Here is a 24,838-nt window from a genome sequence, read left to right on the forward strand (position 1 = left end):
CAATTATTAGTATAGTATACCTTTGAGATAAGGAGGGTTTCGATTATGAGCGTTCAATTGTTGGACAAAACAAGAAAAATCAACAAGCTATTGCATAACAACAATTCACATAAGGTTGTTTTTAATGACATCTGCAAAGTTTTGAGTGAGATCCTGTTATCCAATATCCTTGTTATCAGCAGGAAGGGCAAAGTCCTTGGCGTAAGTCTCTGCCCAGGCGTGGATGAGATCGAGGAGCTGATCGAAGATCAGGTAGGCGGCTTTGTTGACAAAATGTTAAATGAACGTCTTCTCAGTGTTTTGTCTACAAAGGAGAACGTAAACCTGGCAACGCTGGGCTTTGCGGAGGAGAACGTGAAAAAGTATCAGGCCATTATTACCCCCATCGATATTGCAGGGGAGCGTCTGGGTACATTATTTATTTATAAATCAGACAGCCAGTATGATATTGATGATATCATCCTCAGCGAATACGGCACTACGGTGGTAGGACTTGAGATGATGCGCTCTGTGAATGAGGAAAATGCAGAGGAAACAAGAAAGGTTCAGATTGTAAAGTCTGCCATCAGCACCCTGTCTTTCTCGGAGCTGGAAGCCATTATCCATATTTTTGAAGAGCTTAACGGAAATGAGGGCATTCTGGTAGCCAGCAAGATTGCAGACAGGGTTGGTATTACCCGCTCTGTGATCGTAAATGCACTTCGCAAGTTTGAAAGCGCTGGTGTGATTGAGTCACGTTCCTCCGGCATGAAGGGTACCTATATCAAGGTTCTCAACGACGTGGTGTTTGATGAGTTAAAGGCCATTAAGGCGTCTAATTCAAATCTGAAATAGGATTTTATCAAAAAGATAAAGGACAGTTTGCAAAAAGTGCTTGCAAGCTGTCTTTTTTTATGATATAGTAGAAAGGCTGAAAAAACACGTCTGTGGATTTTTCGGAAAGGTGCCTGGGGCAGAGCCTGAGGTCTTCTGAAGAAGCATGAGAAGCAGGCGGACGATGCCGGAACCCATGCTCAGCGGTTCGGCTAAAAACCAAACGGAGGTATAAACATGAGCGTAATTTCTATGAAGCAGTTACTGGAAGCTGGTGTACACTTCGGTCACCAGACAAGAAGATGGAACCCTAAGATGGCTCCATACATCTACACAGAGAGAAACGGCATCTACATCATTGACTTACAGAAGTCTGTAGGAAAGGTAGATGAGGCTTACAAGGCTGTATCTGATATCGCAGCTGAGGGCGGCACTATCCTGTTCGTAGGTACAAAGAAGCAGGCTCAGGAAGCAATAAAGACTGAGGCAGAGCGTTGCGGTATGTACTATGTAAACGAGAGATGGTTAGGCGGTATGCTGACCAACTTCAAGACCATCCAGAGCCGTATTGCAAGACTGAAAGAGATCGAGGCTATGTCTGAGGACGGAACATTTGATGTTCTTCCAAAGAAGGAAGTAATCGAGTTAAAGAAGGAATGGGACAAGTTAGAGAAGAACCTGGGCGGAATCAAGGATATGAAGAAGCTTCCAGACGCAATCTTCGTAGTAGATCCTAAGAAGGAGCACATCTGTATTCAGGAGGCTCATACTCTGGGTATCACCCTGTTAGGTATCGTTGATACAAACTGCGATCCTGAAGAGTTAGATTATGTGATCCCTGGCAATGACGACGCTATCAGAGCTGTTAAGCTGATCGTTTCCAAGATGGCTGACGCTGTGATCGAGGCTAAGCAGGGCGAAGTTTTAGAGGGCGCAATGGAGATCGAAGTACCTGCAGATGCATTTGAAGCAGAGGGTGCAGAGGCGTAATTAAAACTTTTAATATTGGAGGATGACAAGATGGCAGTAACCGCAGCAATGGTAAAAGAGTTAAGAGAGATGACCGGTGCCGGAATGATGGACTGCAAGAAGGCTCTTGCAGCTACAGACGGCGATATGGACAAGGCTGTTGAGTTCTTAAGAGAAAAGGGACTTGCAGGCGCAGCTAAGAAGGCTGGACGTATTGCGGCTGAGGGTATCGTAGATACATTACTGACTGCTGATGAGAAGACCGCAGTAGTAGTAGAGGTTAATGCTGAGACTGACTTCGTTGCAAAGAATGCCGTATTCCAGGCATATGTTGCAGACGTAGCAGCACAGGCTCTGGCTTCTTCCGCAGCTGATATGGACAGCTTTATGGCTGAGAAGTGGGCTAAGGATGAGTCCCTGACTGTAAAAGAGGCTCTTTCCTCTCAGATTTCCATCATCGGCGAGAACATGAATATCCGCCGTTTTGAGAAGGTAACAGAGGAGAACGGTTTTGTTGCTTCCTACATCCATGCAGGCGGAAAGATTGGCGTTCTGGTTGACGTTGAGACCAACGTTGTAAATGACGAGATCAAAGAGATGGCTAGAAACGTAGCTATGCAGGCAGCTGCATTAAAGCCGCAGTTCACCAGCAGAGATGAGGTTGACGAGGCTTTCATCGAGCATGAGAAGAGCATCCTGATGGCTCAGATCCAGAATGATCCTAAAGAGGCTTCCAAGCCTGAGAAGGTAATCCAGGGAATGATCCAGGGACGTATCAACAAAGAATTAAAGGAATTCTGTCTGTTAGATCAGGTTTATGTAAAGGCTGAGGATGGCAAGCAGAGTGTAGCTCAGTATGTTGCAGCTGTTGCAAAGGCAAACAATGCAGACGTTAAGATCAAGAAGTTCGTTCGTTTCGAAACCGGCGAGGGTCTTGAGAAGAAGAATGAGGATTTTGCAGCTGAGGTTGCAGCTCAGATGGGTAAGTAATTTCCTGAATAAAATCTAGGTTAAAACCCTTGAAAAGCTCAGAAATGGGCATTTTCAAGGGTTTTTTGCGGTTTGAAACGGATTTGCGCTTTACGATGCATTAATCTATAGATTATAATGCAGGTGTATATCAGGATCTGGTTTGGCCTGTACTGGAGTAGGGTTCTGCATAGACATGGCTATGAGCAGATTACCCAGGTGATGGAAAAGAACACAGATGAAAGGTAAAACAGAAACACGCTAAGGAAGGAAAATGGTAGATAGATGAATGGGATTATCCTTGCACTGTATTTGATTTTTAAATAACGGATGGATCATAGACGAAATTTCCCCGGAGGTGAAAATAGTGAAACATATAAAACTGGCGGCGGTAGCAGCGGCGTTGATAATATGGACCGGCTGGCAGAATAACACGGTTGGTATTACACATTATACTGTTTTAAGCGACAGTCTTCCGGCTGCATTTGACCAATACAAAATCGCCGTTGTATCGGATCTGCATAATGGGGAGTATGGAGAAAATAATTGCCGTTTGACGTCCATAATCAAAAAAGAAAGTCCGGATATGATTGCTGTAACTGGAGATTTTGTAGATTCCAAAAGAACCGATATGAAAATAGCGGAGGAGCTGATAAAAAGACTTACAGAGATTGCACCATGCTATTATGTGACAGGAAACCATGAAGCGTGGATTGGCGGACGGTATCAGGAATTAGAGGAAAAACTGCTTGATACAGATGTTATCATCCTGCATGACAGATCCGTAGGGCTTATGAAGGATAATGAAAGGATACAGATTGCAGGTCTGGACGATCCGGATTTTACCACTGGGAATTTATCTGAAAAAGAAAGCGCATTAAAAAATAAAATAAAGGGGATGAAGCTTACGGAAGATTACTGCATTTTGCTGTCTCACAGACCGGAGTATTTCAGAACCTATGTGTCCGAAAGCATTGATCTGGTATTAAGCGGACACGCCCATGGCGGACAGTTCAGGTTGCCTTTTATCGGTGGATTGATCGCGCCTGGTCAGGGGATTTTTCCCAAATATGATGCAGGAGCCTATTCAGAAAACCGTACAACTATGATTGTCAGCAGAGGAATAGGAAGCAGTATCATTCCGGTACGGTTTAATAACAGGCCGGAAGTGGTTATTGTTCACCTGGACAGCATTTAATTGTAAAAAAACATAAAACAGGACGCAAAATACCAAAAAAATGATAAAATGACCACACAGACCGGGGCTGATTGTATAAAACGTCAAAATATAAAAAGATATAAATTACAACTAATGTAAAAATAACTATAAAACATACAACTTTATAAAGAAAATAATGAAAAATGTTGACTTCTGCTTCTAAATCATATAACTATTGTAAATAGATAATAAAATTTGTCTAAGTGAGCAAAACGTGGTGCAACTCCTGAGATTCATAATCAGATTATCCAGATTTGTAAAGATTATGAGAAGCATCTGGCTTTAGCCGGATAGGACTGCCGGACAGGCCAGCCGACACCGGGAAATAAAACAGGGGGATTATCTACATTGGAAGAAAAAAGTTTGGGATGTATCCGTAAAGGAGGTACAAGGCCCATTGTGGAAGTTCTGCCTGAGACAGCAAGACCTACAAAACAAGGCGCAATTATTATGGATACTCCTGGCTATGATATTGCATCTGTTACCTCAATGGTAGCGGGGGCAGTCTTATTGTGTTTACCACAGGCAGGGGAACACCAACGGGACATGCGCTGGCACCAGTTCTTAAAGTAACCGGAAATCGAGATACGTTTGAACGTATGCATGATAACATTGATATAGGTGTATGTGAGATAATGGAAGGAACCTGTACGATTGAAGAAGCGGGAGAACGATTGTTAAAGGAAGTCATAGAGGTTTGCAATGGAAAAATGACAAAGGCGGAAGCCTATGGGTTTTCAGATATAGCAGTGGATCATATTTGCCGTTATATTTAAGATGTAATTTTTAGCCATATCTGTACACTTGGAAAAATGTTCTGATATATTTATAAGCATAAGCAGTATAATAAATCTTGAAAAAGAAATAAAAAACTTGCACCAACCAATAAAAAGTTGTAAATTAAAAGCGCCTGCATGGTTTAAACGATGCGGGTGCTTTTTGCTGTTAGAAAATTCAAAATTGGAGAGTATAGTATGATACGTAGTATGAAACAATCAGATCTTGATCCGGTTGCGTTGATTTGGCTGGATACAAATATTAAGGCACATGATTTTATTCCTGCCTCATACTGGAGGGATCATTTTGAAGCGGTGAGGGGAATGCTTGCAGAGGCTGAAATTTATGTATGGGAAGAAGAGGGTTCAGGAAAAGTTCAGGGCTTTGTGGGACTGGACGGAGAGTATATTGCGGGGATTTTTGTGCAAAGCCAGAGCTGGTCACAGGGGATAGGGGGCCGTCTCCTTGACTATATAAAAAAGCAGCATTCCAGACTGACTCTGAGGGTATATGCAAAAAATACCAGGGCTGTACGTTTTTATCAGAGGGAGAGCTTCCGGATTCAGATGGAGGAAACCGATGAGATGACAGGGCAGAAGGAATATGTTATGCTCTGGGAAGATTAATAAAAAATTAACAATATGAGACCTGATTTTAATAGAAAAATCGTCATATTCGTGGTAGAATAAAGCTATCACGAAGAAAGGGGCATAATAATGGAAATTACCAGAGATATTATTTATGCAGGCGTTAATGATCACAGCGTAGATCTTTTTGAAGGACAGTATAAGGTTCCCAACGGGATGTGCTATAACTCCTATGTGATTTGCGATGAGAAGTGTGCTGTTATGGATACGGTTGATGCCAGATTCACTCACGAATGGCTGGACAATCTGTCCGGTATTTTGAAGGGAAAGGCGCCGGATTATCTGATTATCCAGCATATGGAGCCGGATCATTCCGCAAATATTTATAATTTCATGAAAAATTATCCCAATACAACCATTGTATCCAACGCCAAGGCGTTTGCCATGATGGGACAGTTTTTTCCGGATATGAATTTGGAGGGACATACTCTTGAGGTGAAAAACGGAGATACGCTTACTCTGGGTTCTCATGTACTGACCTTTGTATTTGCGCCTATGGTACATTGGCCGGAGGTTATGGTGACATATGACAGTACAGATAAGGTGCTGTTTTCTGCGGATGGTTTTGGAAAATTCGGTGCTCTGGATGCAGAGGAGGACTGGGACGATGAAGCCCGCCGCTATTATATCGGTATTGTGGGAAAATACGGTGCACAGGTGCAGAAGCTTTTAAAGGCAGCTGCAGCTCTTGATATCCAGACGATCTGCCCTCTTCACGGACCGGTTCTCAAGGAAAATCTGGGGCATTATCTTGAAAAATATAATATCTGGTCCTCCTATGAGGCAGAGTCAGAGGGTGTGGTTATTGCGTATACCTCTGTCTATGGAAATACAAAGAAGGCAGTTGAGCTTTTGGCCTCCAGACTGCGTGAAAAAAATTGTCCGGAGGTAGTAGTCTGCGACTTGGCCCGTATGGATCTGTCAAAGGCAGTGGAAAATGCCTTCCGCTACGGAAAGCTGGTACTGGCAACTACTACTTACAATGCGGAGATTTTCCCGTTTATGAGAACCTTTATTGACCATCTGACAGAGCGGGGATACTGCAAGCGCACCATCGGCCTGATTGAAAATGGTTCCTGGGCACCTTTGGCGGCAAAGACCATGAAGTCTATGTTTGAAAAGTCAAAGGATATTACCTGGTTAAAGGATAAAATTACCATTCAGTCCTCGCTGAGCAGTGAGAACAGAGAGCAGATTGACAGAATGGCTGCTGAACTCTGTGAGGAGTATATTGCCCGTTCTCAGGTCACGGCAAATAAGCATGATATGAAGGCTCTCTTTAAGATCGGCTATGGTCTTTATGTAGTGACCTCAAATGACGGAACAAGGGATAACGGCCTCATTGTAAATACGGTAACGCAGCTAACAGATACGCCTCTGCGGGTAGCTGTGAATATTAACAAGGCCAATTATTCCCATCATGTGATCAAGCAGACCGGTATTATGAATGTAAACTGCCTGTCCGTGGAAGCTCCCTTCAAGATATTTGAAACCTTTGGATTCCAAAGCGGACGTCAGGCAGATAAATTTGCAGGTATGAAGATCTGCCGTTCGGACAATGGCCTGGCTTTCCTGCCCAAGTATATCAATGCCTTTATGTCATTAAAGGTAGATCAGTATGTGGATCTGGATACTCACGGTATGTTTATCTGCTCCGTAACAGAAGCAAGGGTGATGAGCGATCGGGAGACCATGACCTACACCTATTATCAAAACAATGTAAAGCCGAAGCCTCAGACAGATGGCAAGAAGGGCTTTGTGTGCAAGGTATGCGGCTATATCTATGAGGGAGATACTCTGCCGGATGATATTATCTGCCCGTTGTGCAAGCATGGCGCAGCTGATTTTGAACCCATTGAGTAGGCTGCAGAATAACTAAATGATGAATCAGGCGGGCCGGGAAACGTTTTCCGGCCCGCATGCTGCGTAGTTCAGGGGTACATACTTATTTATTTTGGGTGGCTTCAACTGCGAAGGTTCAGGTGAAAAAGGTGGTTGAAGTTTTGCTTTGCATGTGTTACTATAATTATAGACCGTAGGAAGGCATGGGTAATGCCCGAATCCAAATATTCCATTGGCGGGATTAAGAATGGTATATCCATTCTTTTTTTTTACTATGAAAGAAGGTGTTATGAGTGTCAAATACTGAATTGCCTATAGATTTGGAAAATCAGGTGGTACTTATGAAAAAGTATGTAAACTTTCGACAGAGAAAAAAGATGAGAGATTTTTTAGAATATGCAGGATACTTTAGAGCAAGCCGTTATGGAAAATATCTGTTAACACAGGTCAATGTATTTGGAAGTAAAGCAGATGCAAAGGTTTTCTTTGAGTTGTATGATTTCGATATGCAGCTGAGATTGTTATTATTCAAATATTGTAAGAAGGCAGAAGTCTATTTTAAAAGTGCGATTGCGAATGCGATTTCACTAAAGACTGGAGATGCAGGTTTTTATCTGGATAAGCAATATTATACTCCTACCAGAAGTGAAAAGGATAAAAAGACCAGAAATAAAAATGTATTATTTTTTAATACAAGGTTTTTTGCCGGCTTGACCAGTGATGAAGAAAAACTGAGAAGAGATGTGGTTAAACATCCGGAATTGAAAGAGTATCGCAGGGGAGGAACCCGTCAAAATAATGTATTGCCTGTATGGGCGGCATTTTCATATTTTGAAATGGGAACGATTGTTATGCTTTATTCATATTTGCGTGGTGATTTGCGAAAGGAAGTATTGAATTATACCTATCCGGGAAATAATTATAAAAAAGAAACAACAAAACAGATGGATACATGGCTGGATGCGATCAGGAATCTTAGAAATTACTGTGCGCATCATTCTATGCTGGCAGGTATGACTTCTTCAGTGGTAATACCAGATAATAGGGACAGTTCCGATGTTCTTCCAGATAATACAAATCTGTATTCAAGATTGTATGCGTTAAAGAAAATACTGCCGCAGAAGGATGGGGATATGTTGGCAGAGGAATTGGATAAACTTATATGGAAAACGAAACTGGATATATATAAGATGAACATTTTACCGACAAATTGGAGGGCTTTATATAATAAAATATTGTCCTTGCATGGATAAAGGGTCTGTTTGTGAATATAATAAAATAGACCGTAGGAAGGCATGGGTAATGCCCGAATCCAAATATTCCATTGGCGGGTAGGCAGCTATAAAAAAGGCTGCCTATTTCAATTTGTTAGCACTGATTTTAAATCAGGGTTCAAAGCAGTCGTTGTATTGGAGAATAAGCTATCTTCGTTGAAAGCTATTTAATCTGTCTATTGCATTCTGGTGATAAGGTGTTTACAATACCCATAGAGGGTTCTTTATTTAAGGCTGCGCCGTGAATGATCCGGAGTAAATGATGAATCAGGCGGGCCGGGAAACGTTTTCCGGCCCGCCTGCTGCTTAAAACAGAAAGGAAGGGAAGACGGATGGAAAAAATCAGAATGGCCGTTATTGGGATCGGTACAATGGGAAAAAAATATGCGAAAATGATACAGGAGGGAAGGATTTCCGGGATGTGTCTTGGGGCAGTCTGCTGCAGGAGCCATGAAAGCAGTCAGTGGGCAAAAGCGGAGCTTGGCGGAGAGCTTCCTGTCTTTCAGGACACAGAGAAACTGTTTGACGCCTCAGATCTGTTTGACGCCTGTCTTATAGTTACGCCCCATAAGCTGCATCCGGAGATGATTATACAGGCATTTGATAAGGGAAAGCATATATTCTGTGATAAGCCCATAGGCGTTTCCATGGGGCAGTGCCTGAAGATCCGTCAGAAGGCAGAAGAGAAGGATCTTGTTTTTGCAATGATGTTTCATCAGAGGATGTATCCAAAGTACGAACGGATCCATGAGCTTCTTGAAAGTGGGACTCTGGGACAAATCCGCCGCATTCTGATGGAGAACTCCAGATATTACAGAACCTGGCATTATCATAAATCCGGAAGCTGGCGAAGCAGCTGGAGGGGAGAAGGAGGCGGTGCACTTTTAAACCAGGGACAGCACCTGCTTGATATCTGGCAGTGGCTTTTTGGAATGCCGGAAAGCCTTTACGCTTTGATTCCCTATGGAAAATATAACGATTTTTCAGTGGATGATGAGGCTACGATTGTGATGAAATATCCGGATAAGAAAACAGCAGTATTTATTCTTACTACGGGAGAAGGAACCTGGACCGAACGGCTGGAAATTGTGGGATCTAAGGGAACGCTTCTTTTGGAGGACAGCCATCTGACCCTTCATCTGTATGATCGGGATCTGGAAGAATATAAAAGGACGGCTTCCTGCAATTCCAGAGAAGAACTGAAGGAGAGAGTTACAGAGGAAACATTTCCTCAGGATGAAGAACCCTATGAGGAAATGCTGGCGGATTTTGCACAGGCTGTTTTGGAAAAACGTCCGGTCAGAGTCAATGGGCTGGAAGGCTTAAATTCTCTGGAGCTTACCAATGCCGCCTATCTTTCTGCCTGGATGGGAGCGCCTGTTTCTCTTCCGATAGACGAAGTGCAGTATGAGAGGGAGCTGGAAAAACGGATCAGGGAGGAAATATGAGACCATTGTCATTTGTTATCATCGGCTCCGGCTTCAGAGCCATGTTTTACGGGAGAATTGCCAGACGGTATCCGGAGCTGTTTACACTAAAATACATATTATGCAGATCTGAGGAGAAGGCCGCAAAGGCTCATGGGGAAACAGGCTTTCCCACAACTGTATCAGACGAGGACTGCAAAAACTCCAAACCGGATTTCGTGGTTGTGGCAGTAAATAAAGGGAATATTGCAGATGTGGCAGAGAAATGGGCGTTGATGGGCTATCCTGTGCTTACTGAAACACCGATTGGATGCACTCTGAAACAGTTAAGACGAATCTGGGAATTAAAAGAGAAATACCATTGTAAAATTCAGGTCTGCGAGCAGTATTTTCATTGTCCCACACTCAGGGCAGGACTGCATCAGATTCAAAATGAAGCCATAGGGCAGCCAGACTCCATGTATCTGTCGCTGGTACATGAATACCATGGGGCCAGTCTGATCAGAAAATATCTTTTGATGGGGCATGAACGCTTTTCTGTTATAGGAAAGCAGTTTACGTTTCCGCTGACAGAAACAGATTCCCGTCAGGGGGCTATTACGGATGGTTCTGTAAGCAGCCGGGGGAGAATCATGGCTCTGTTTGAATTTGCTTCCGGAAAGACGGCGCTTTATGATTTTTCGGGGGAACAGTACCGGTCTTTTATACGCAGCCGCCATGTGACCGTTCGCGGGCAGAAAGGAGAGCTTACGGATCAGATTCTTTACAGGCTTACAGAAGAAAATTTCCCTGAAACCCTATATCTTATGCCGGAATTAGATTCACGGTACAGACAGCTTGAAACAAAACGTTTAAGGGATTGTGTCCGGGGCTGGAAGCCTGAGCTGTATCTGGATGAGATTGAGGATGAATATGCCATTGCCTGTATGCTTTATGATATGAGAGAGTATCTCGATTCGGGAAAAGAAATTTATCCTTTAAGGGATGCTCTTCAGGACAGCTATATGGCTCTGCTGCTCCAGGAGGCTGTCATGTCAGAGGGCTGTAAGATTCATTCCCAGCCAATGCCCTGGAATTAGAAAAACGCTTTTCGATTAAAAATCCGGATTTCGGTACAGACTATCATCAGATCTGCAGCATGGGCGGATGAAAGGCCTGTGCCGGATACTTGGTAAAAACGAAAGGAAAGTCTATGAAAAAGGGAAAAATGTGGAAGGCGGGGGCTGCAGGAATGATGGCTGCGGGAACAGGAGCAGTCCTTATGATGGCCAGCCGGAAAAAGGGACGGATGTACAGGCTTACGGACAGCAATTCCTCCTGTAAAAATAAAGGGGCAAAGGGAGAAAATCAGAGGATTTATTATTCCAAAGGCAATTATGAGGCATTTGCCCGTCCTGAAAAACCTGAGGGAATAGAAGAAAAGTCGGCCTGGTTAATCGGCGGTGGTCTGGCTTCTCTGGCGGCGGCCTGTTTTCTGATCCGGGATGCCGGAATGTCCGGGGATAAAATCCATATTCTGGAAGCCTCTGACCGTACAGGGGGAGCCTGCGACGGAATTCTGGATTCATCGAGAGGATATATTATGCGCGGCGGACGTGAGATGGAGGATCATTTTGAATGCCTGTGGGATCTGTTTCGATCCATCCCTTCGCTTGATACGCCGGGGGCCTCGGTGCTGGATGAATTTTACTGGCTTAATAAGGCTGATCCCAATTATTCCCTCTGCAGGGTAACGGAAAAACAGGGAAAGCCTGCCTGTACACAGGGGTATTTTGGTCTCAGCGAAAAGGCGGGACGTCAGATTATGAGGCTGTTTTTTACCTGCGATGAAGACCTGTATGATAAAACCATAGAAGATGTATTTGACAATGAAGTATTTGACTCGCCCTTCTGGCTTTACTGGCGCACCATGTTCGCTTTTGAGAACTGGCACAGCGCTCTGGAAATGAAGCTTTATCTCAGGCGTTTTGTTCATCATATCGGTGGACTTCCTGATTTTTCAGCATTGAAATTTACACGCTACAATCAGTATGAATCACTGATCCTTCCTCTGAAACGGTATCTGGAAGAAGCCGGTGTGGAATTTCGCTTTGGAGTTGCAGTGACAAATGTGGAGTTTGACATCAGAGAGGGAAAAAAGACGGCAAAATTTCTGGACTGCATGATAAATGGCGCAAAAGCACAGATTCCTCTTACAGAACAGGATCTGGTCTTTATTACAAATGGAAGCTGTACAGAGGGAACGGTTTACGGAGACCAGGATCATAAACCGGACCCGAAAAGACAGTCGGAGGCTGAACACTGCTGGACACTCTGGAAAAATATAGCAGTACAGGATACGTCCTTTGGACGTCCGGAAAAATTCTGCTCCAACCGTGAAAAGACCTGTTGGGAATCAGCCACAATTACTACATCGGATGAGACGATCCTTTCTTATATAAAAAAGATAGCCCGAAGAGATCCGCGTACAGGAAAGGTAGTTACGGGAGGAATTGTCAGCTGTCAGGATTCCGGCTGGCTTTTAAGCTGGACGGTCAACCGCCAGGGTCAGTTTAAGGCTCAGAAGAAAGAAGAGGTATGCATCTGGCTCTATGGATTATTTCCAAATGGAGTGGGAAATTTCGTGCCCAAGCCTATGAGTGAATGCACGGGAAGGGAAATCACGGAGGAATGGCTGTATCATCTGGGAGTTCCGGCTGACCAGATTCATGATCTGGCTGCTTGGGGAGCGGTCTGCGTTCCGGCTATGATGCCCTATATTACGGCCTTTTTCATGCCCAGAAGAGAGGGAGACCGCCCGGATGTAATTCCTGAAGGAAGCGTAAATGCCGCCTTTATCGGCCAGTTTGCCCAAACTCCCAGAGACACGGTTTTTACAACGGAGTATTCCGTGCGCACGGCTATGGAGGCTGTTTACGGCCTGTGCGGCGTAGACCGGGGGGTACCGGAGGTATGGGGCAGCGCTTATGATATGAGAGAGCTTTTAAATGCCTCTGTGAAGCTTATGGATGGAGTTTCACCTTTAAAGAAAAGGCTTCCGGCATGTTTTGAGAAAGCAGGGAAAATGGCGATTAAAAAAATTGAACATACGGAGATAGGAGAACTTCTCAGGGAATGCGGAGTGCTGTAGCATTATAAACAACAGGCAGAATCCTGTATAAAAGGGTTCTGCCTGAATGTTTGTCTCAGCGGTATGGGACAGAAGTCGCTTACTGTAATTTGGTTCCTGTAAGCATTTCATAGCTCTGAAGATATTTGTCAATAGTTTTTTCCACAATCTCCTCAGGAAGGGTCCAGTCATTGCCCGGATGAGCGGTCAGCCAGTCTCTGGCAAACTGCTTGTCAAAGGAAGGCTGGGAGTGGCCGGGTTCATAGCCCTGTGCAGGCCAGAAGCGGGAACTGTCAGGCGTCAGCATCTCGTCGCCTAAAACCACATTGCCATCCTCATCCAGACCAAATTCAAATTTGGTATCAGCAATGATGATGCCACGGCTTAATGCATAGTCTGCACATTTTTTATAGAGAGCGATCGTATAATCGCGGATCAGGGTCGCGTAATGCTCGCCCTTTCCAGGAAAATATTTCTCCAGGTGGGAAACACTCTGCTCAAAAGAAATATTTTCATCATGATCACCGATTTCGGCCTTGGTAGAAGGGGTGTAGATGGGTTCAGGAAGCTTTTCTGATTCCTGTAAGCCTTCAGGAAGATGGATGCCGCATACGGTGCCGTTTTCCTGATAGCTCTTCCAGCCGCTGCCTGTGATATAGCCTCTCACGATGCACTCTACCGGGATCATGGTAAGCTTTTTGCACATCATGCTTTTTCCTTCAAACTCAGGCTGCTGGAAAAATTCAGGCATATCTTTTACATCTACGGAAATCATGTGGTTGGGAAGGATGTCCTTTGTAAAATCAAACCAGAATCTGGACATCTGGGTCAGTACCGTACCCTTCCCGGCCACAACGTTGTGCAGGATTACGTCAAAGCAGCTGATCCGGTCAGTAGCAACCATAATCAGGCTGTCGCCGTTGTCATAAATCTCACGAACTTTTCCTTCTTTGAACGGTTTCATGTCATATACCTCGCTATATGTAAAATTTTGATGTAGCTTCTATCTAAGGATAAACGAAATCGGCTGTAAAAATCAATACCCAGATTGAAAATTATACCGCAGCAGACGCAAAAAAACAAAGGTTCTCTTTTATGCACAATAAATAGCCGTAAAAATAAAATAGTCAGGACAAATTTACCACAGGCTAAAAAGAATGATTGATATTATGGCAAATCCGCGTTAAACTAACGGAGAAGTGCAAAAAAGACAGGAGTTTGACCTTATGATACGACAGAAAAAAACACATTCCAAAAAGAAAGGTGCTATAAGGCCGGGCCTTGTGATTACTTCCCTTCTTCTTGCCGTCAGTATTGGAGTAACGGGAACGGCGGTTTATTTTAAAGATATAGTAAATCTGTATCTGGCAGCAGACCGTACCAGAGTATCGGAAGAGGAGATGGAAAAGACAGCGCAGGAGAGTCAGCTTTTGTCTCACAGGATACAGGAAGAGGGAAGCGTACTCTTAAAAAACACCAAAGATACACTTCCTCTTTCTGATTCGGTCCGCCAGGTAAATGTATTTGGCTGGGCGTCTACCCAGTGGCTGGGCGGAGGCTCCGGTTCCGGACGGATCACCCAGGTTAAGACGGATTTTCTGGCTGCCTTAAGGGATGCGGGGGTTTCTTATAATGAAGAACTGATAGGGATGTACCGTGAATTTCAGCCCAAACGTCCTTATAGTGATACCTTAAACAGCTGGCCGCAGGAATCCTGCCGCCTTTATGAACCTCATATTTCAGACCGGGAGTATTATACAGAGGAACTTTTAGACCATGCCAGAGACTATTCGGACACAGCGATCGCTGTGATCGGCCGGTTTGCAGGCGAGAGTAATGACTGTCCCAAGGTACAGTATAAGCAGACAAAAAAAGGGGGAGAAATTACAGAGGATCCAAACCGGACCTATCTGGATCTGTCTAAAGAGGAAGAGGATCTTTTGCGCTATCTGGGTGTAAGCTATAAAAATGTGATCCTTGTTTTAAATACGGGAAATGTGATGGCTCTGGGTGCGATCGAACGTCTTTCCGGCATTGATGCCTGCCTTTATGCAGGCCTTACGGGAGAATCAGGAGCGGGCGTACTGCCGGAAATCCTCTGGGGGCGCGTAAACCCTTCCGGACGGACAACGGATACCTGGGCTTATGATTTTTCCACAGCCGCCAGCTACGCCAATGCAGGAGGAGAGGGTGTGGGACGCTATACCAACGCAGAGACGCTCTATCCTGCAGATGGCACGAAATGCGGCAATCTGGGAGAAAATTTTGCCTATGACCAGGTTTCCTATGTAGACTACGCAGAGGGAATCTATGTGGGCTATCGATGGTATGAGACAGCAGATGCACAGCATTTCTGGGATGGGGTAGAAAACAGATATGGGCAGGGCTATGATGGAGTGGTTCAGTATCCGTTTGGATACGGCCTTTCCTATACGGAATTTCAATGGGAATTTTTGGAGGCTCCAAAGGAACAGACGGTTCCGGATCCATTCGGAGAAATTTCTGTTATGGTCCGTGTCACGAATACGGGAAAACGGGCCGGTCAGGACGTGATCCAGCTGTATGTGTCGCCTCCGTATACTCCGGGGGGAATTGAGAAATCATCCGTTGCCCTAGCAGCCTATGCAAAAACATCGCTCCTTGAGCCGGGAGCCTGTGAAACTCTTACGCTTACCGTTCCTGTTTATTCCTTTGCTTCCTATGATGAAAAGGATGCAAATAAAAACGGATTTCAGGGTTATGAACTGGAGGCAGGCATATATGAGCTGTCTCTGCGCTCGGATGCCCACCATCTGGCAGCCATGGATCAAAATACCATCCGTCTGTATGTACCGGCTGGAACGCTTTATGATACAGACCGGATCACAGGTGCTCCTGTTTTCAATAAATTTACGGGGGAACAGGCTCAGGACGGTGTTTCCATAGACGGTTCTGATGCAGGAGGAGCGATCCATTATCTGAGCCGGGCTGATTTTAATAAAACCTTTCCAAAAGCCAATGTGCCGGTACGCCGTCTTTCTCATAAAGGGGCGGCCCTGAATCTGTATACCAAAGAACTGGCGGATACCTGGCATTCAGATGAGACATGGACTGCTTCAGATGAAGCGTTACGGGACAAAAGGTCTGTAAAAAAGCTTACGCTTATGGTAGAACGAATGGGAAGCCTTACAGATCTGGGATATGGACTTGGAAAAAACTGGGAAGATCCCAGATGGGAAGAGGTACTGGATCAGCTTACCTTTTCTGATATGGAAAAGCTCTTTCTGCATGGCTATGTAAAGACTGAGGCGTTATCTGTACTGGGAAAACCCTTAGCCAGAGAGGCAGACGGACCAGCCCAGATCGGAAGCTTTCACCAGATTCCGGCAGGAACTGGCTTCCCCAATGCCGGCATACTGGCTCAGACCTGGAATAACGCATTGGCCCGGGAAATGGGAAGAGCAATTGCAAAAGAAGCAGGCCAGTTTGGTTACAGCGGCTGGTATGCTCCTGCGGTGAACCTTCACCGCAGCCCCTTTGACGGAAGAAATTATGAATATTATTCGGAGGATCCCTTGATCTCAGGCCATATGGGTGGTCTTGTAGTGAGGGGAAGCCTGGATATGGGCGTATATTGCTATGTAAAGCATTTGATCTGCAATGATCAGGAATCGGGAATTTACCGGGACGGCATTTATACCTGGATGACAGAGCAGACGCTCAGGGAACTGTATCTAAAGCCCTTCCAGATGCTGGTTCAGGATTATGGAGCAACTGGCTTTATGACAGCCTATAACCGGATCGGAGCGGTGTGGGCCGGGGGGAGCCAGGCCCTTTTAACCGGAATCCTTAAAGAGGAATGGGGCTTTCATGGAGCCATTGTCACAGATTATGCGGATCACCATAAATATATGAACGGGGATCAGGCTCTGCGGGCCGGAGGAAGCCTGTGGATGGATGGGATTTTAAATGATGGAAAATTCCGCTTCCTGACGGAGGAAAATGAGGCTTTCTATTATCATGCTCTTCGCAGAACCTCCAAAGAGGTGCTCTATATGTATTTGAATGCCAGAGCGGAAAACAGAGAGTACAGCCAGAGGATGGGAGACCCCGGTCTTTTAAAGCCGGTGATTTATCCTGCCTTTCCTCTGTGGGGAGCCGCATTAGGCACTTTTGATCTTATGGCGGCATCTGCCTTTCTTTTCTGTCTCAGACGGACAAAGAAACCAGAAAAAAAGAAGAAAAGAAGAGAGTAAAAAAATGGAAGAGACAAAAAATCATAAAGATACAACCCTGTCCCGGCTTCCGGTGATGATCTGCCTGGCTGTCGTCTGTACCTTTTTGTGGGGAAGCGCCACTCCAGCCATAAAGATCGGCTATGAACAATTCCACATCGAAGGTACGGATTCATGGAGTATTATCGTGTTTGCCGGACTTCGCTTTTTGCTTGCCGGATTGATGGTGATCGGCTTTTACTGTATACAAAAAAAGAGGCTGATCCTGCCTCCGGCGGGAGCAGGAAGCTGCATTTTAAAGCTCTGCCTATGTCAGACGGTGCTCCAGTATTACTTCTTTTATATGGGGCTGGTTTATGTAACAGGGGTTCATGGGGCGATCATAACAGGTACCAATGTATTTCTTTCAATCCTGATCGCCTGCCTTCTGTTTGGATATGAACAGCTTACAGGAAGAAAGCTGCTTGGCTGCTTGTTTGGACTGGCAGGCATTGTATTGGTCAACCTTTCCGGACAGACATCCGAAGGGCTGTTTGATGTATCCTTCCGGGGAGAAGGCTTTGTATTTATTGCACAGATTTTTTATGCTTTATCCGGCGCATTGGTAAAACGCTACTCCAAACAGTATGACGTAGTTGTTTTAAGCGGATATCAGTTTACCATGGGAGGGATCATTTTGATCTTGATCGGACTTGGCTGCGGAGGAAGAGTTGATCTTATGGCAGGAGCTGAAGCTGTGGTTCTTCTTCTGTATTTGGGGCTGATCTCTGCTGTGGCCTATACGCTTTGGAGTATTCTTTTAAAATACAATCCGGTCAGCCGTGTAACTGTTTTTGGCTTTATGATCCCGGTCTTTGGAGTTTTGCTGTCAGCCGTTTTTTTAGGGGAAAGCAGCCAGGCTTTATCATGGAATGTACTGGCAGCGCTGATTTTGGTAAGTCTTGGAATTTTTGTTGTAAATACATCGGAAAAGCCGGAAAAAAAAGACGGAACGGAAGGAAAATAAATTTGGAAGAGATAATAAATATTACAGAAAACAAAAAGAAGTATTTAGAGCTTTTGCTTCTGGGGGATGAGAAAGAAGAAATGATTGACCGGTATCTGGAACGCGGAGATATGTATGTTTTAAAAACGCCCTTAGGGATGGCTCTCTGTGTAGTGACAGATGAGGGAGATGGGGTATTAGAGCTTAAAAACATCGCGGTGGAGCCGGTGTGCCAGAAAAAGGGATATGGGCGCAGGCTGATCCGTTTTATCTGTCAGAAATATAAAAATCAGTTCCATACCCTTCAGGCAGGAACGGGAGACAGCCCTCTTACAGTGCCGTTTTACGAGCACTGCGGCTTTATACGGGGATCTGTGATTCCGCATTTTTTCATGGATCACTATGACCATCCGATTTATGAGGGAGGAAAACAGCTGGACGACATGATTTACTTCCAGCTTAAGCTTTAAAAACAAAGGGGAGGAAGAAACAGGATGATTGACCGAAATGATATGCTGGAGCTGACCCGCAGGCTAACGCCGGAGCGTTCTTCTGTGGGCCGGATTGCCGGAGCGTACTTTGATGCAGAGGGCTATGTGGACGGTACCTTTAATATCAATTTCTTAAAGCTTTCCGTACCGGAGAGGAAAAAGAACCTTTCCATCGCCAAGACTGTGCTTTTTTCTGAGACAAATTCTCTGCTAAAGGAATATACGCTTACCAAAGAAGCCAGACGGCCGGGAGGATTGTGGCAGCTTTTAAGCGCCATTAAGGAATGCGGCATGAAAAATGACGCCTATACGGATCTGTTTTATGAGATTTTAGGAGAGAAATACCGTCCGGACGGTCCATGGTCCTGCTTCCTTTTTCATGGCCGATACGATGTGCCGGTAAAAGGGCTGGATAAAGCGTGGATGGAAGGTTCTGAAGAGGTGTACGAATACCTGATCTGCGCTATCAGCCCTTTAACCGGAGAATATGAGCCGGGAGAGCCGGAGTTTGGCTTTTTATACCCGGCTTTTAAAGAGCGGGGCGCCGCCCTGAATTTTGTAAATCTCTTTGAAAAGGATCCGAACCGGCCTCACAGGGAGCTTACAGAGTGGTTTTTAAAGGGATGAAAATGAAAAAGGAAACAAAACCATGAAAAAATATATCCGAACCAAAACACTGCGCGTTCAGCTGATGCGCTATCATTTTCTGATCATATGCCTGATTGCAACCTTTGTAAGTATCTGTACCTACATAACTGCGAACCAGAAAACTCTGGAGGTGGCAAAAAATTCTCAGAAACACCATGTAGAAAGTATTTCCTACCGAAGCCGGCTGGCATATGAGGAAATGCTCAATATTATCTTAAACTGTACAGAGCGGAAAACCTTTGATCTGTCCGGAATCAACGGAGGACATACCTCAGGAGCCAGAAAACTCGGACTGGATTATGCGGAGCTTATAAGAGATTACTGTGCGATTACAGAGTACGGAAACTATATTGTAAAGCTGTCTGTCTTTGACGATCAGGGGAATCTGGTTCAGACGGGATCTTCATTTGGAAGCACAGATGATGCACAGGGGATCATAGAGAGCGGCTGGCTGGATCGGGAGCTTGAAAAAACCATGGACCGTTATCAGCTGGATCTGGAATCATCTCCATTTTCCCAGTATGAGGGAAATATCCTTCCAATTGCCAGGAAGCTGGAGCATTCTGGCTCCGGCGGCTGGGCGGTGCTGTGTCTTTCTACGGATCTCTTTAAGGATATGCTTTTGGACACGGCAAACGGACAGGAAACGGTGATCGTAACTGCGGCCGGAGACCGGATTGCTTCTATTGAAGAACCGGGGGAACACAGAGAGGAAAATGACCGGATTATCCGCAGTCTTCAGGAGCAGAAAAAGGATAAAGGGCTGCTGGAAATGAAGGTTCATGGGAAAGACAGTCTAGTAACATATGAGATTTATGATAAAAGCGGGATCATGGTATATGAAACCATGCCCTTAGATGAGCTTTCCAATGACCGGATGATGATTGTACAGACTGTAGTGATCATGTTTTTGGCCTGTTTGATTTTTGGACTTCTGTTATCCGCGCGGATTACAAAGCAGATAAAAAAGCCTATTGACCGCCTGACTGCTCACATTGAAACCATTGCGGCGGGAAATTTTATCAGGGACGATTCGATAGAAGGCGAGGATGAAATCGGCCGTGTAGGCTGTGTGGTAAATGATATGGCTCTGCGGATCAAAGAACTGATGGATCAGCAGCTGAAGGCAGAAAAAGAAAAGGGAGATTTAGAACTTAAGATGCTCCAGGCCCAGATCAATCCTCATTTTCTTTACAACACGCTGGATTCCATCCGCTGGATCGCAGTGATCCAGAAAAACAGCGGCATTGTAAAAATGGTGACCGCCTTATCAGGCCTTCTTAAAAACATGGCAAAAGGCTTTAATGAAAAAGTGACTCTGAAAAAAGAACTGGAATTTTTAAATGACTATGTAACCATCGAAAAGGTAAAGTATGTGGAGCTGTTTGATCTGGAAATACAGGTGGATGATCCCGGGCTTTATGAAGCAAAGGTGATTAAGCTGACACTGCAGCCTCTGGTGGAAAATGCTATTTTCAACGGGATTGAACCAAAGGGCCGTCATGGAATTATCAAAATCCGGGCATCCAGACAAGAGGATATGCTGGTTCTTACCGTGTGGGATAACGGTGTGGGGATTCCAGAGGAACGGTTAAAAACACTTCTTGAGAATACAGAAAAAGTAAAGGGAAATTCCATGAGCGGGATCGGGCTTCCCAACGTAGACCGCCGGATCAAGTTAAATTATGGGGAGTCCTATGGCCTGATGATTGACAGCACAGAGGGAAAATTTACGGAAATTACCGTTACCATGCCGCTGGAATTTTAAAATATAAATGCAACAGGGGGAAGAGGAATGTATCAGATTATGATTGTGGATGATGAGCCGCTGATTCTTGCAGGAATCGCCTCTCTTTTAGACTGGGAAAAGCAGGAGTGTGTGATCGCCGGAAAGGCAGGGAACGGACAACAGGCCTTAAAGCTGATGGAGGAACAGAGACCGGATATTGTGATCACAGATATTAAGATGCCGGGAATGGATGGAATCTCCTTTATGAAGGCTGTAAAGGAACGGGGCTGGGATGATATTGTTTTTATCATTCTCACCAATCTGGAGGAATTTAACCTGGCTCGTCAGGCGCTGTCTTTAGGAGCCGTAGAATATCTGGTAAAAATGGAACTGACAGAGGAGAAACTTTCAGAGGCTTTAAAGCTTGCAAAAGAGCGCTGCGAATTGACACGGCTTGCAAATGAAAAAGCGTCCCCGGGCTTTCCCTCCAAAGCAGACCGGATCCGCCGTTTGATCGAGCAGCTTCTGGTCGGAGATGAGCCCGCAGAAGGGTTTAAGGAGGCAGAGGAGACGCTTAAGGAGCCAGTGCTTGTGATTATCAGCTTCAATTACGGGTTTGAGGGTTTTTCGGAGGGATTTACCCGAGAAGACCAGAAAAAAGTGATTTCCTTTGCAGAAAATATTATCGGTCAGATGACAGGAGGTTATTTCGACAGCAGCTGTCTGGTGCGCCGGGAGCTGGACAGCCTGGTGCTTGTACTGTCTGCTGCAGGAGTGGAAAATTATCAGACGGTCATCCGAAGTCTGGGCGAAAAAATCCGGTCTGTGGTAAAGGATTACTTTGAGGTGCCGGTATCCGTGGCAGTCAGCACCAGAAAGGAAAGCCTGCGTGAATTTCCGGCCCTGCTCTATGAGGCCATGAGCGCTACCAGCTATTATTTCGGCCATTCCGGAGATCCGGTAGTCTTTTATTCCAGACAGTGTGAAACAGATGTAGGACGGATTTTGCGGACATTCAAAATAAAAAAGAATGTGGAGGTAACAGACAATGGCAAAATCATTATTTGAGGAACTGGGCGGCAAATACGAAAGGCAAGGGGATTATTTGATACCGTGCTTAACTGTACCCGCCGAAGAAGAACAGGCAATAGGCATCTGGGGGCAACGGCATTTAGATTATCTAAAACAGTACCGTAAAGTTACATACACCAATCTTCTTACAAGCGGCAGGCTAAACGCCTACCTTGCCGACATCAACAGACAGGCACAGGAACGCTTTGAAAGGCTCATAGAGGGTATGAAACAGGCACAGGGCATAACGGAACAGCTAAAGGCAGAAAACGCCTTAGAATGGACAGGATGCCTCAATAACATAAGGGCTTGTGCGAGGGAGATTGTGGAAAAGGAAATTATTTTTGCATAAACAGATGATTAGTGGCAGGGGGAAATCCTGCCGCTTTTTCTGCTTTAGTTTGTCAGCTTGACAAATAAAGGGTTAAGGAATATAATTAGATTCAGTATTATACAAGGAGTTAATAAATATGCGGCAAGGTATTCTTAAATAAACTGTCAATTTGATAGTGGGAACAAAAAGTAGCAGTCCCGTTTCACTTTTAATATGGGGCTTAGTTTTTTGTACCCAGTTTAAGAATACTTTTATCATGTAATTTTATATGCCCGAAAACATATAAGTGTTTTGGGGCTATTGGAGTTATTTACCCAGTGATAGGAGTATTTATCACTGGGTATTTTTATGCCCTTTTTTGGGTGTTGATAGGAGGAAAATCACATGAAAATAATTAACTTAGGCATTCTGGCTCACGTTGACGCAGGAAAGACAACATTAACGGAAAGTTTATTGTATACCAGTGGTGCAATTGCAGAACTAGGGAGCGTAGATGAAGGCACAACAAGGACAGATACAATGAATTTGGAGCGTCAAAGGGGAATCACTATCCAGACAGCAGTGACATCTTTTCAGTGGGGGGATGTAAAAGTCAACATTATAGATACACCAGGCCATATGGATTTTTTGGCGGAAGTATACCGTTCTTTATCCGTATTAGACGGAGCAGTATTATTAGTTTCTGCAAAGGATGGCATACAGGCACAGACCCGTATACTGTTTCATGCACTACAGACAATGAAGATTCCGACAATTTTTTTCATCAATAAAATTGACCAAGAGGGGATTGATTTGCCAATGGTATATCGGGAAATGAAAGCAAAGCTTTCTTCGGAAATTATAGTGAAGCAAAAGGTTGGGCAGCATCCCCATATAAATGTAACGGACAATGACGATATGGAACAGTGGGATGCGGTAATTATGGGAAACGATGAACTATTAGAGAAATATATGTCAGGGAAACCGTTTAAAATGTCAGAACTGGAACAGGAAGAAAACAGGAGATTCCAAAACGGAACGTTATTTCCCGTTTATCACGGAAGCGCTAAAAACAATCTGGGGATTCGGCAGCTTATAGAAGTGATTGCCAGTAAGTTTTATTCATCAACGCCTGAAGGTCAATCTGAACTATGCGGGCAGGTTTTCAAGATTGAATATTCAGAGAAAAGGCGGCGTTTTGTTTATGTGCGTATATATAGCGGAACATTGCATTTGAGGGATGTTATTAGAATATCTGAAAAAGAGAAAATAAAAATCACAGAGATGTGTGTTCCGACAAACGGTGAATTATATTCATCCGATACAGCCTGCTCTGGTGATATTGTAATTTTACCAAATGATGTTTTGCAGCTAAACAGTATTTTGGGGAACGAAATACTGTTGCCGCAGAGAAAATTTATTGAAAATCCTCTCCCTATGCTCCAAACAACGATTGCAGTAAAGAAATCTGAACAGCGGGAAATATTGCTTGGGGCACTTACAGAAATTTCAGATGGCGACCCTCTTTTAAAATATTATGTGGATACTACAACGCATGAGATTATACTTTCTTTTTTGGGGAATGTGCAGATGGAAGTCATTTGTGCCATCCTTGAGGAAAAATATCATGTGGAGGCAGAAATAAAAGAGCCTACTGTTATATATATGGAAAGACCGCTTAGAAAAGCAGAATATACCATCCACATAGAAGTCCCGCCAAATCCTTTCTGGGCTTCTGTCGGGTTGTCCATAGAGCCGCTCCCTATTGGAAGCGGAGTGCAGTATGAAAGCAGAGTTTCACTTGGATATTTAAACCAATCGTTCCAAAATGCGGTTATGGAGGGGGTTCTTTATGGCTGCGAGCAGGGGCTGTATGGATGGAAAGTGACAGACTGTAAAATCTGTTTTGAATATGGATTGTATTATAGTCCTGTAAGTACCCCCGCAGACTTTCGGCTGCTTTCCCCTATCGTATTGGAGCAGGCTTTAAAAAAAGCAGGGACAGAACTATTAGAGCCATATCTCCACTTTGAAATTTATGCACCGCAGGAATATCTCTCACGGGCGTATCATGATGCTCCAAGGTATTGTGCAGATATTGTAAGTACTCAGATAAAGAATGACGAGGTCATTCTGAAAGGAGAAATCCCTGCCAGATGTATTCAAGAATACAGGAACGATTTAACTTATTTCACAAATGGGCAGGGAGTCTGCTTGACAGAGTTAAAAGGATACCAGCCAGCTATTGGTAAATTTATTTGCCAACCCCGCCGCCCGAATAGCCGTATAGATAAGGTTCGGCATATGTTCCACAAGTTAGCTTAACAGCTTGCAAAAGTCA

General features: G+C 44.5%; 18 protein-coding genes and 3 pseudogenes. 20 read left to right on the forward strand and 1 reads right to left on the reverse strand.

From position 1 onward, the window contains the following. Positions 1–45 precede the first annotated feature (45 nt). The 12 genes and pseudogenes from codY (at position 46) to BN3656_RS11115 (ending at position 13,067) form a co-directional block, all read left to right on the forward strand. Entirely contained in the window at positions 46–834 is a 789-nt protein-coding gene (gene codY / locus BN3656_RS11065; RefSeq protein ID WP_066548012.1) for a GTP-sensing pleiotropic transcriptional regulator CodY, read from the forward strand. 216 nt (positions 835–1,050) lie between these two features. Then, positions 1,051–1,803, forward strand: a complete 753-nt coding sequence (gene rpsB, locus BN3656_RS11070) for a 30S ribosomal protein S2 (RefSeq protein ID WP_066548014.1) — start codon at positions 1,051–1,053, stop codon at positions 1,801–1,803. 30 nt (positions 1,804–1,833) lie between these two features. Continuing rightward, positions 1,834–2,772, forward strand: a complete 939-nt coding sequence (gene tsf / locus BN3656_RS11075) for a translation elongation factor Ts (RefSeq protein WP_066548016.1) — start codon at positions 1,834–1,836, stop codon at positions 2,770–2,772. Positions 2,773–3,118: 346 nt separating this feature from the next. Then, positions 3,119–3,949: a metallophosphoesterase gene (locus tag BN3656_RS11080; RefSeq protein ID WP_242962989.1), complete on the forward strand. Its 831-nt coding sequence runs from the start codon at positions 3,119–3,121 to the stop codon at positions 3,947–3,949. 384 nt (positions 3,950–4,333) lie between these two features. Next, positions 4,334–4,746 (forward strand): annotated as a pseudogene (locus tag BN3656_RS11085) (hypothetical protein). A 198-nt stretch (positions 4,747–4,944) separates the two neighbouring features. After that, positions 4,945–5,373 (forward strand): GNAT family N-acetyltransferase, encoded by a 429-nt coding sequence (locus tag BN3656_RS11090; RefSeq protein WP_066548022.1) that lies wholly within the window; start codon positions 4,945–4,947, stop codon positions 5,371–5,373. 90 nt (positions 5,374–5,463) lie between these two features. After that, positions 5,464–6,618 (forward strand): annotated as a pseudogene (locus tag BN3656_RS17125) (FprA family A-type flavoprotein); the annotation flags it as partial. 42 nt (positions 6,619–6,660) lie between these two features. Beyond that, positions 6,661–7,257: a flavin reductase gene (locus tag BN3656_RS17130; RefSeq protein WP_347461181.1), complete on the forward strand. Its 597-nt coding sequence runs from the start codon at positions 6,661–6,663 to the stop codon at positions 7,255–7,257. A gap of 320 nt (positions 7,258–7,577) precedes the next feature. Continuing rightward, positions 7,578–8,489, forward strand: coding sequence for an Abi family protein (locus BN3656_RS11100; RefSeq protein ID WP_242962990.1), 912 nt, complete (start codon positions 7,578–7,580; stop codon positions 8,487–8,489). Between the two features lie 353 nt (positions 8,490–8,842). Next, on the forward strand, positions 8,843–9,958 hold the full coding sequence (locus tag BN3656_RS11105; protein WP_066548035.1) for a Gfo/Idh/MocA family oxidoreductase: 1,116 nt from the start codon (positions 8,843–8,845) through the stop codon (positions 9,956–9,958). After that, positions 9,955–11,016, forward strand: a complete 1,062-nt coding sequence (locus BN3656_RS11110) for a Gfo/Idh/MocA family oxidoreductase (protein ID WP_066548037.1) — start codon at positions 9,955–9,957, stop codon at positions 11,014–11,016. The genes BN3656_RS11105 and BN3656_RS11110 overlap by 4 nt, the downstream gene beginning before the upstream one ends. 113 nt (positions 11,017–11,129) lie before the next feature. Then, positions 11,130–13,067 (forward strand): oleate hydratase, encoded by a 1,938-nt coding sequence (locus BN3656_RS11115; protein ID WP_066548041.1) that lies wholly within the window; start codon positions 11,130–11,132, stop codon positions 13,065–13,067. 79 nt (positions 13,068–13,146) lie between these two features. On the opposite strand, the pseudogene BN3656_RS11120 reads toward BN3656_RS11115, so the two are convergent. Then, positions 13,147–14,019, reverse strand: a pseudogene (locus BN3656_RS11120) (phosphoribosylaminoimidazolesuccinocarboxamide synthase); the annotation flags it as partial. A gap of 253 nt (positions 14,020–14,272) precedes the next feature. Between BN3656_RS11120 and BN3656_RS11125 the strand changes: the two are divergent. The 8 genes from BN3656_RS11125 to tet(O) all read left to right on the forward strand — a co-directional run bounded on the left by BN3656_RS11125 (position 14,273) and on the right by tet(O) (position 24,822). Beyond that, positions 14,273–17,281, forward strand: a complete 3,009-nt coding sequence (locus BN3656_RS11125; RefSeq protein WP_066548045.1) for a glycoside hydrolase family 3 protein — start codon at positions 14,273–14,275, stop codon at positions 17,279–17,281. A 4-nt stretch (positions 17,282–17,285) separates the two neighbouring features. Then, positions 17,286–18,266, forward strand: a complete 981-nt coding sequence (locus BN3656_RS11130; protein ID WP_242962991.1) for a DMT family transporter — start codon at positions 17,286–17,288, stop codon at positions 18,264–18,266. 2 nt (positions 18,267–18,268) lie between these two features. Further along, positions 18,269–18,715, forward strand: a complete 447-nt coding sequence (locus BN3656_RS11135) for a GNAT family N-acetyltransferase (protein WP_066548047.1) — start codon at positions 18,269–18,271, stop codon at positions 18,713–18,715. 24 nt (positions 18,716–18,739) lie between these two features. Next, positions 18,740–19,363: a DUF4317 family protein gene (locus BN3656_RS11140; RefSeq protein WP_066548049.1), complete on the forward strand. Its 624-nt coding sequence runs from the start codon at positions 18,740–18,742 to the stop codon at positions 19,361–19,363. A 22-nt stretch (positions 19,364–19,385) separates the two neighbouring features. Continuing rightward, positions 19,386–21,152 (forward strand): sensor histidine kinase, encoded by a 1,767-nt coding sequence (locus BN3656_RS11145; protein ID WP_066548053.1) that lies wholly within the window; start codon positions 19,386–19,388, stop codon positions 21,150–21,152. 27 nt (positions 21,153–21,179) lie between these two features. Further along, positions 21,180–22,181: a response regulator gene (locus tag BN3656_RS11150; RefSeq protein ID WP_066548055.1), complete on the forward strand. Its 1,002-nt coding sequence runs from the start codon at positions 21,180–21,182 to the stop codon at positions 22,179–22,181. Further along, positions 22,162–22,536, forward strand: coding sequence for a TnpV protein (locus tag BN3656_RS11155; protein ID WP_001129922.1), 375 nt, complete (start codon positions 22,162–22,164; stop codon positions 22,534–22,536). Before BN3656_RS11150 ends, BN3656_RS11155 begins: the two co-directional genes overlap by 20 nt. A gap of 366 nt (positions 22,537–22,902) precedes the next feature. Beyond that, positions 22,903–24,822 carry a tetracycline resistance ribosomal protection protein Tet(O) gene (gene tet(O) / locus BN3656_RS11160; protein ID WP_008976815.1) on the forward strand — a complete coding sequence of 640 codons (1,920 nt, stop codon included), beginning with the start codon at positions 22,903–22,905 and terminating at the stop codon, positions 24,820–24,822. The last annotated feature ends 16 nt before the right edge of the window (positions 24,823–24,838 follow it).

The sequence above is a fragment of the Clostridium sp. AT4 genome, from assembly GCF_001517625.2.
Taxonomy (GTDB): Bacteria; Bacillota; Clostridia; order Lachnospirales; family Lachnospiraceae; genus Enterocloster.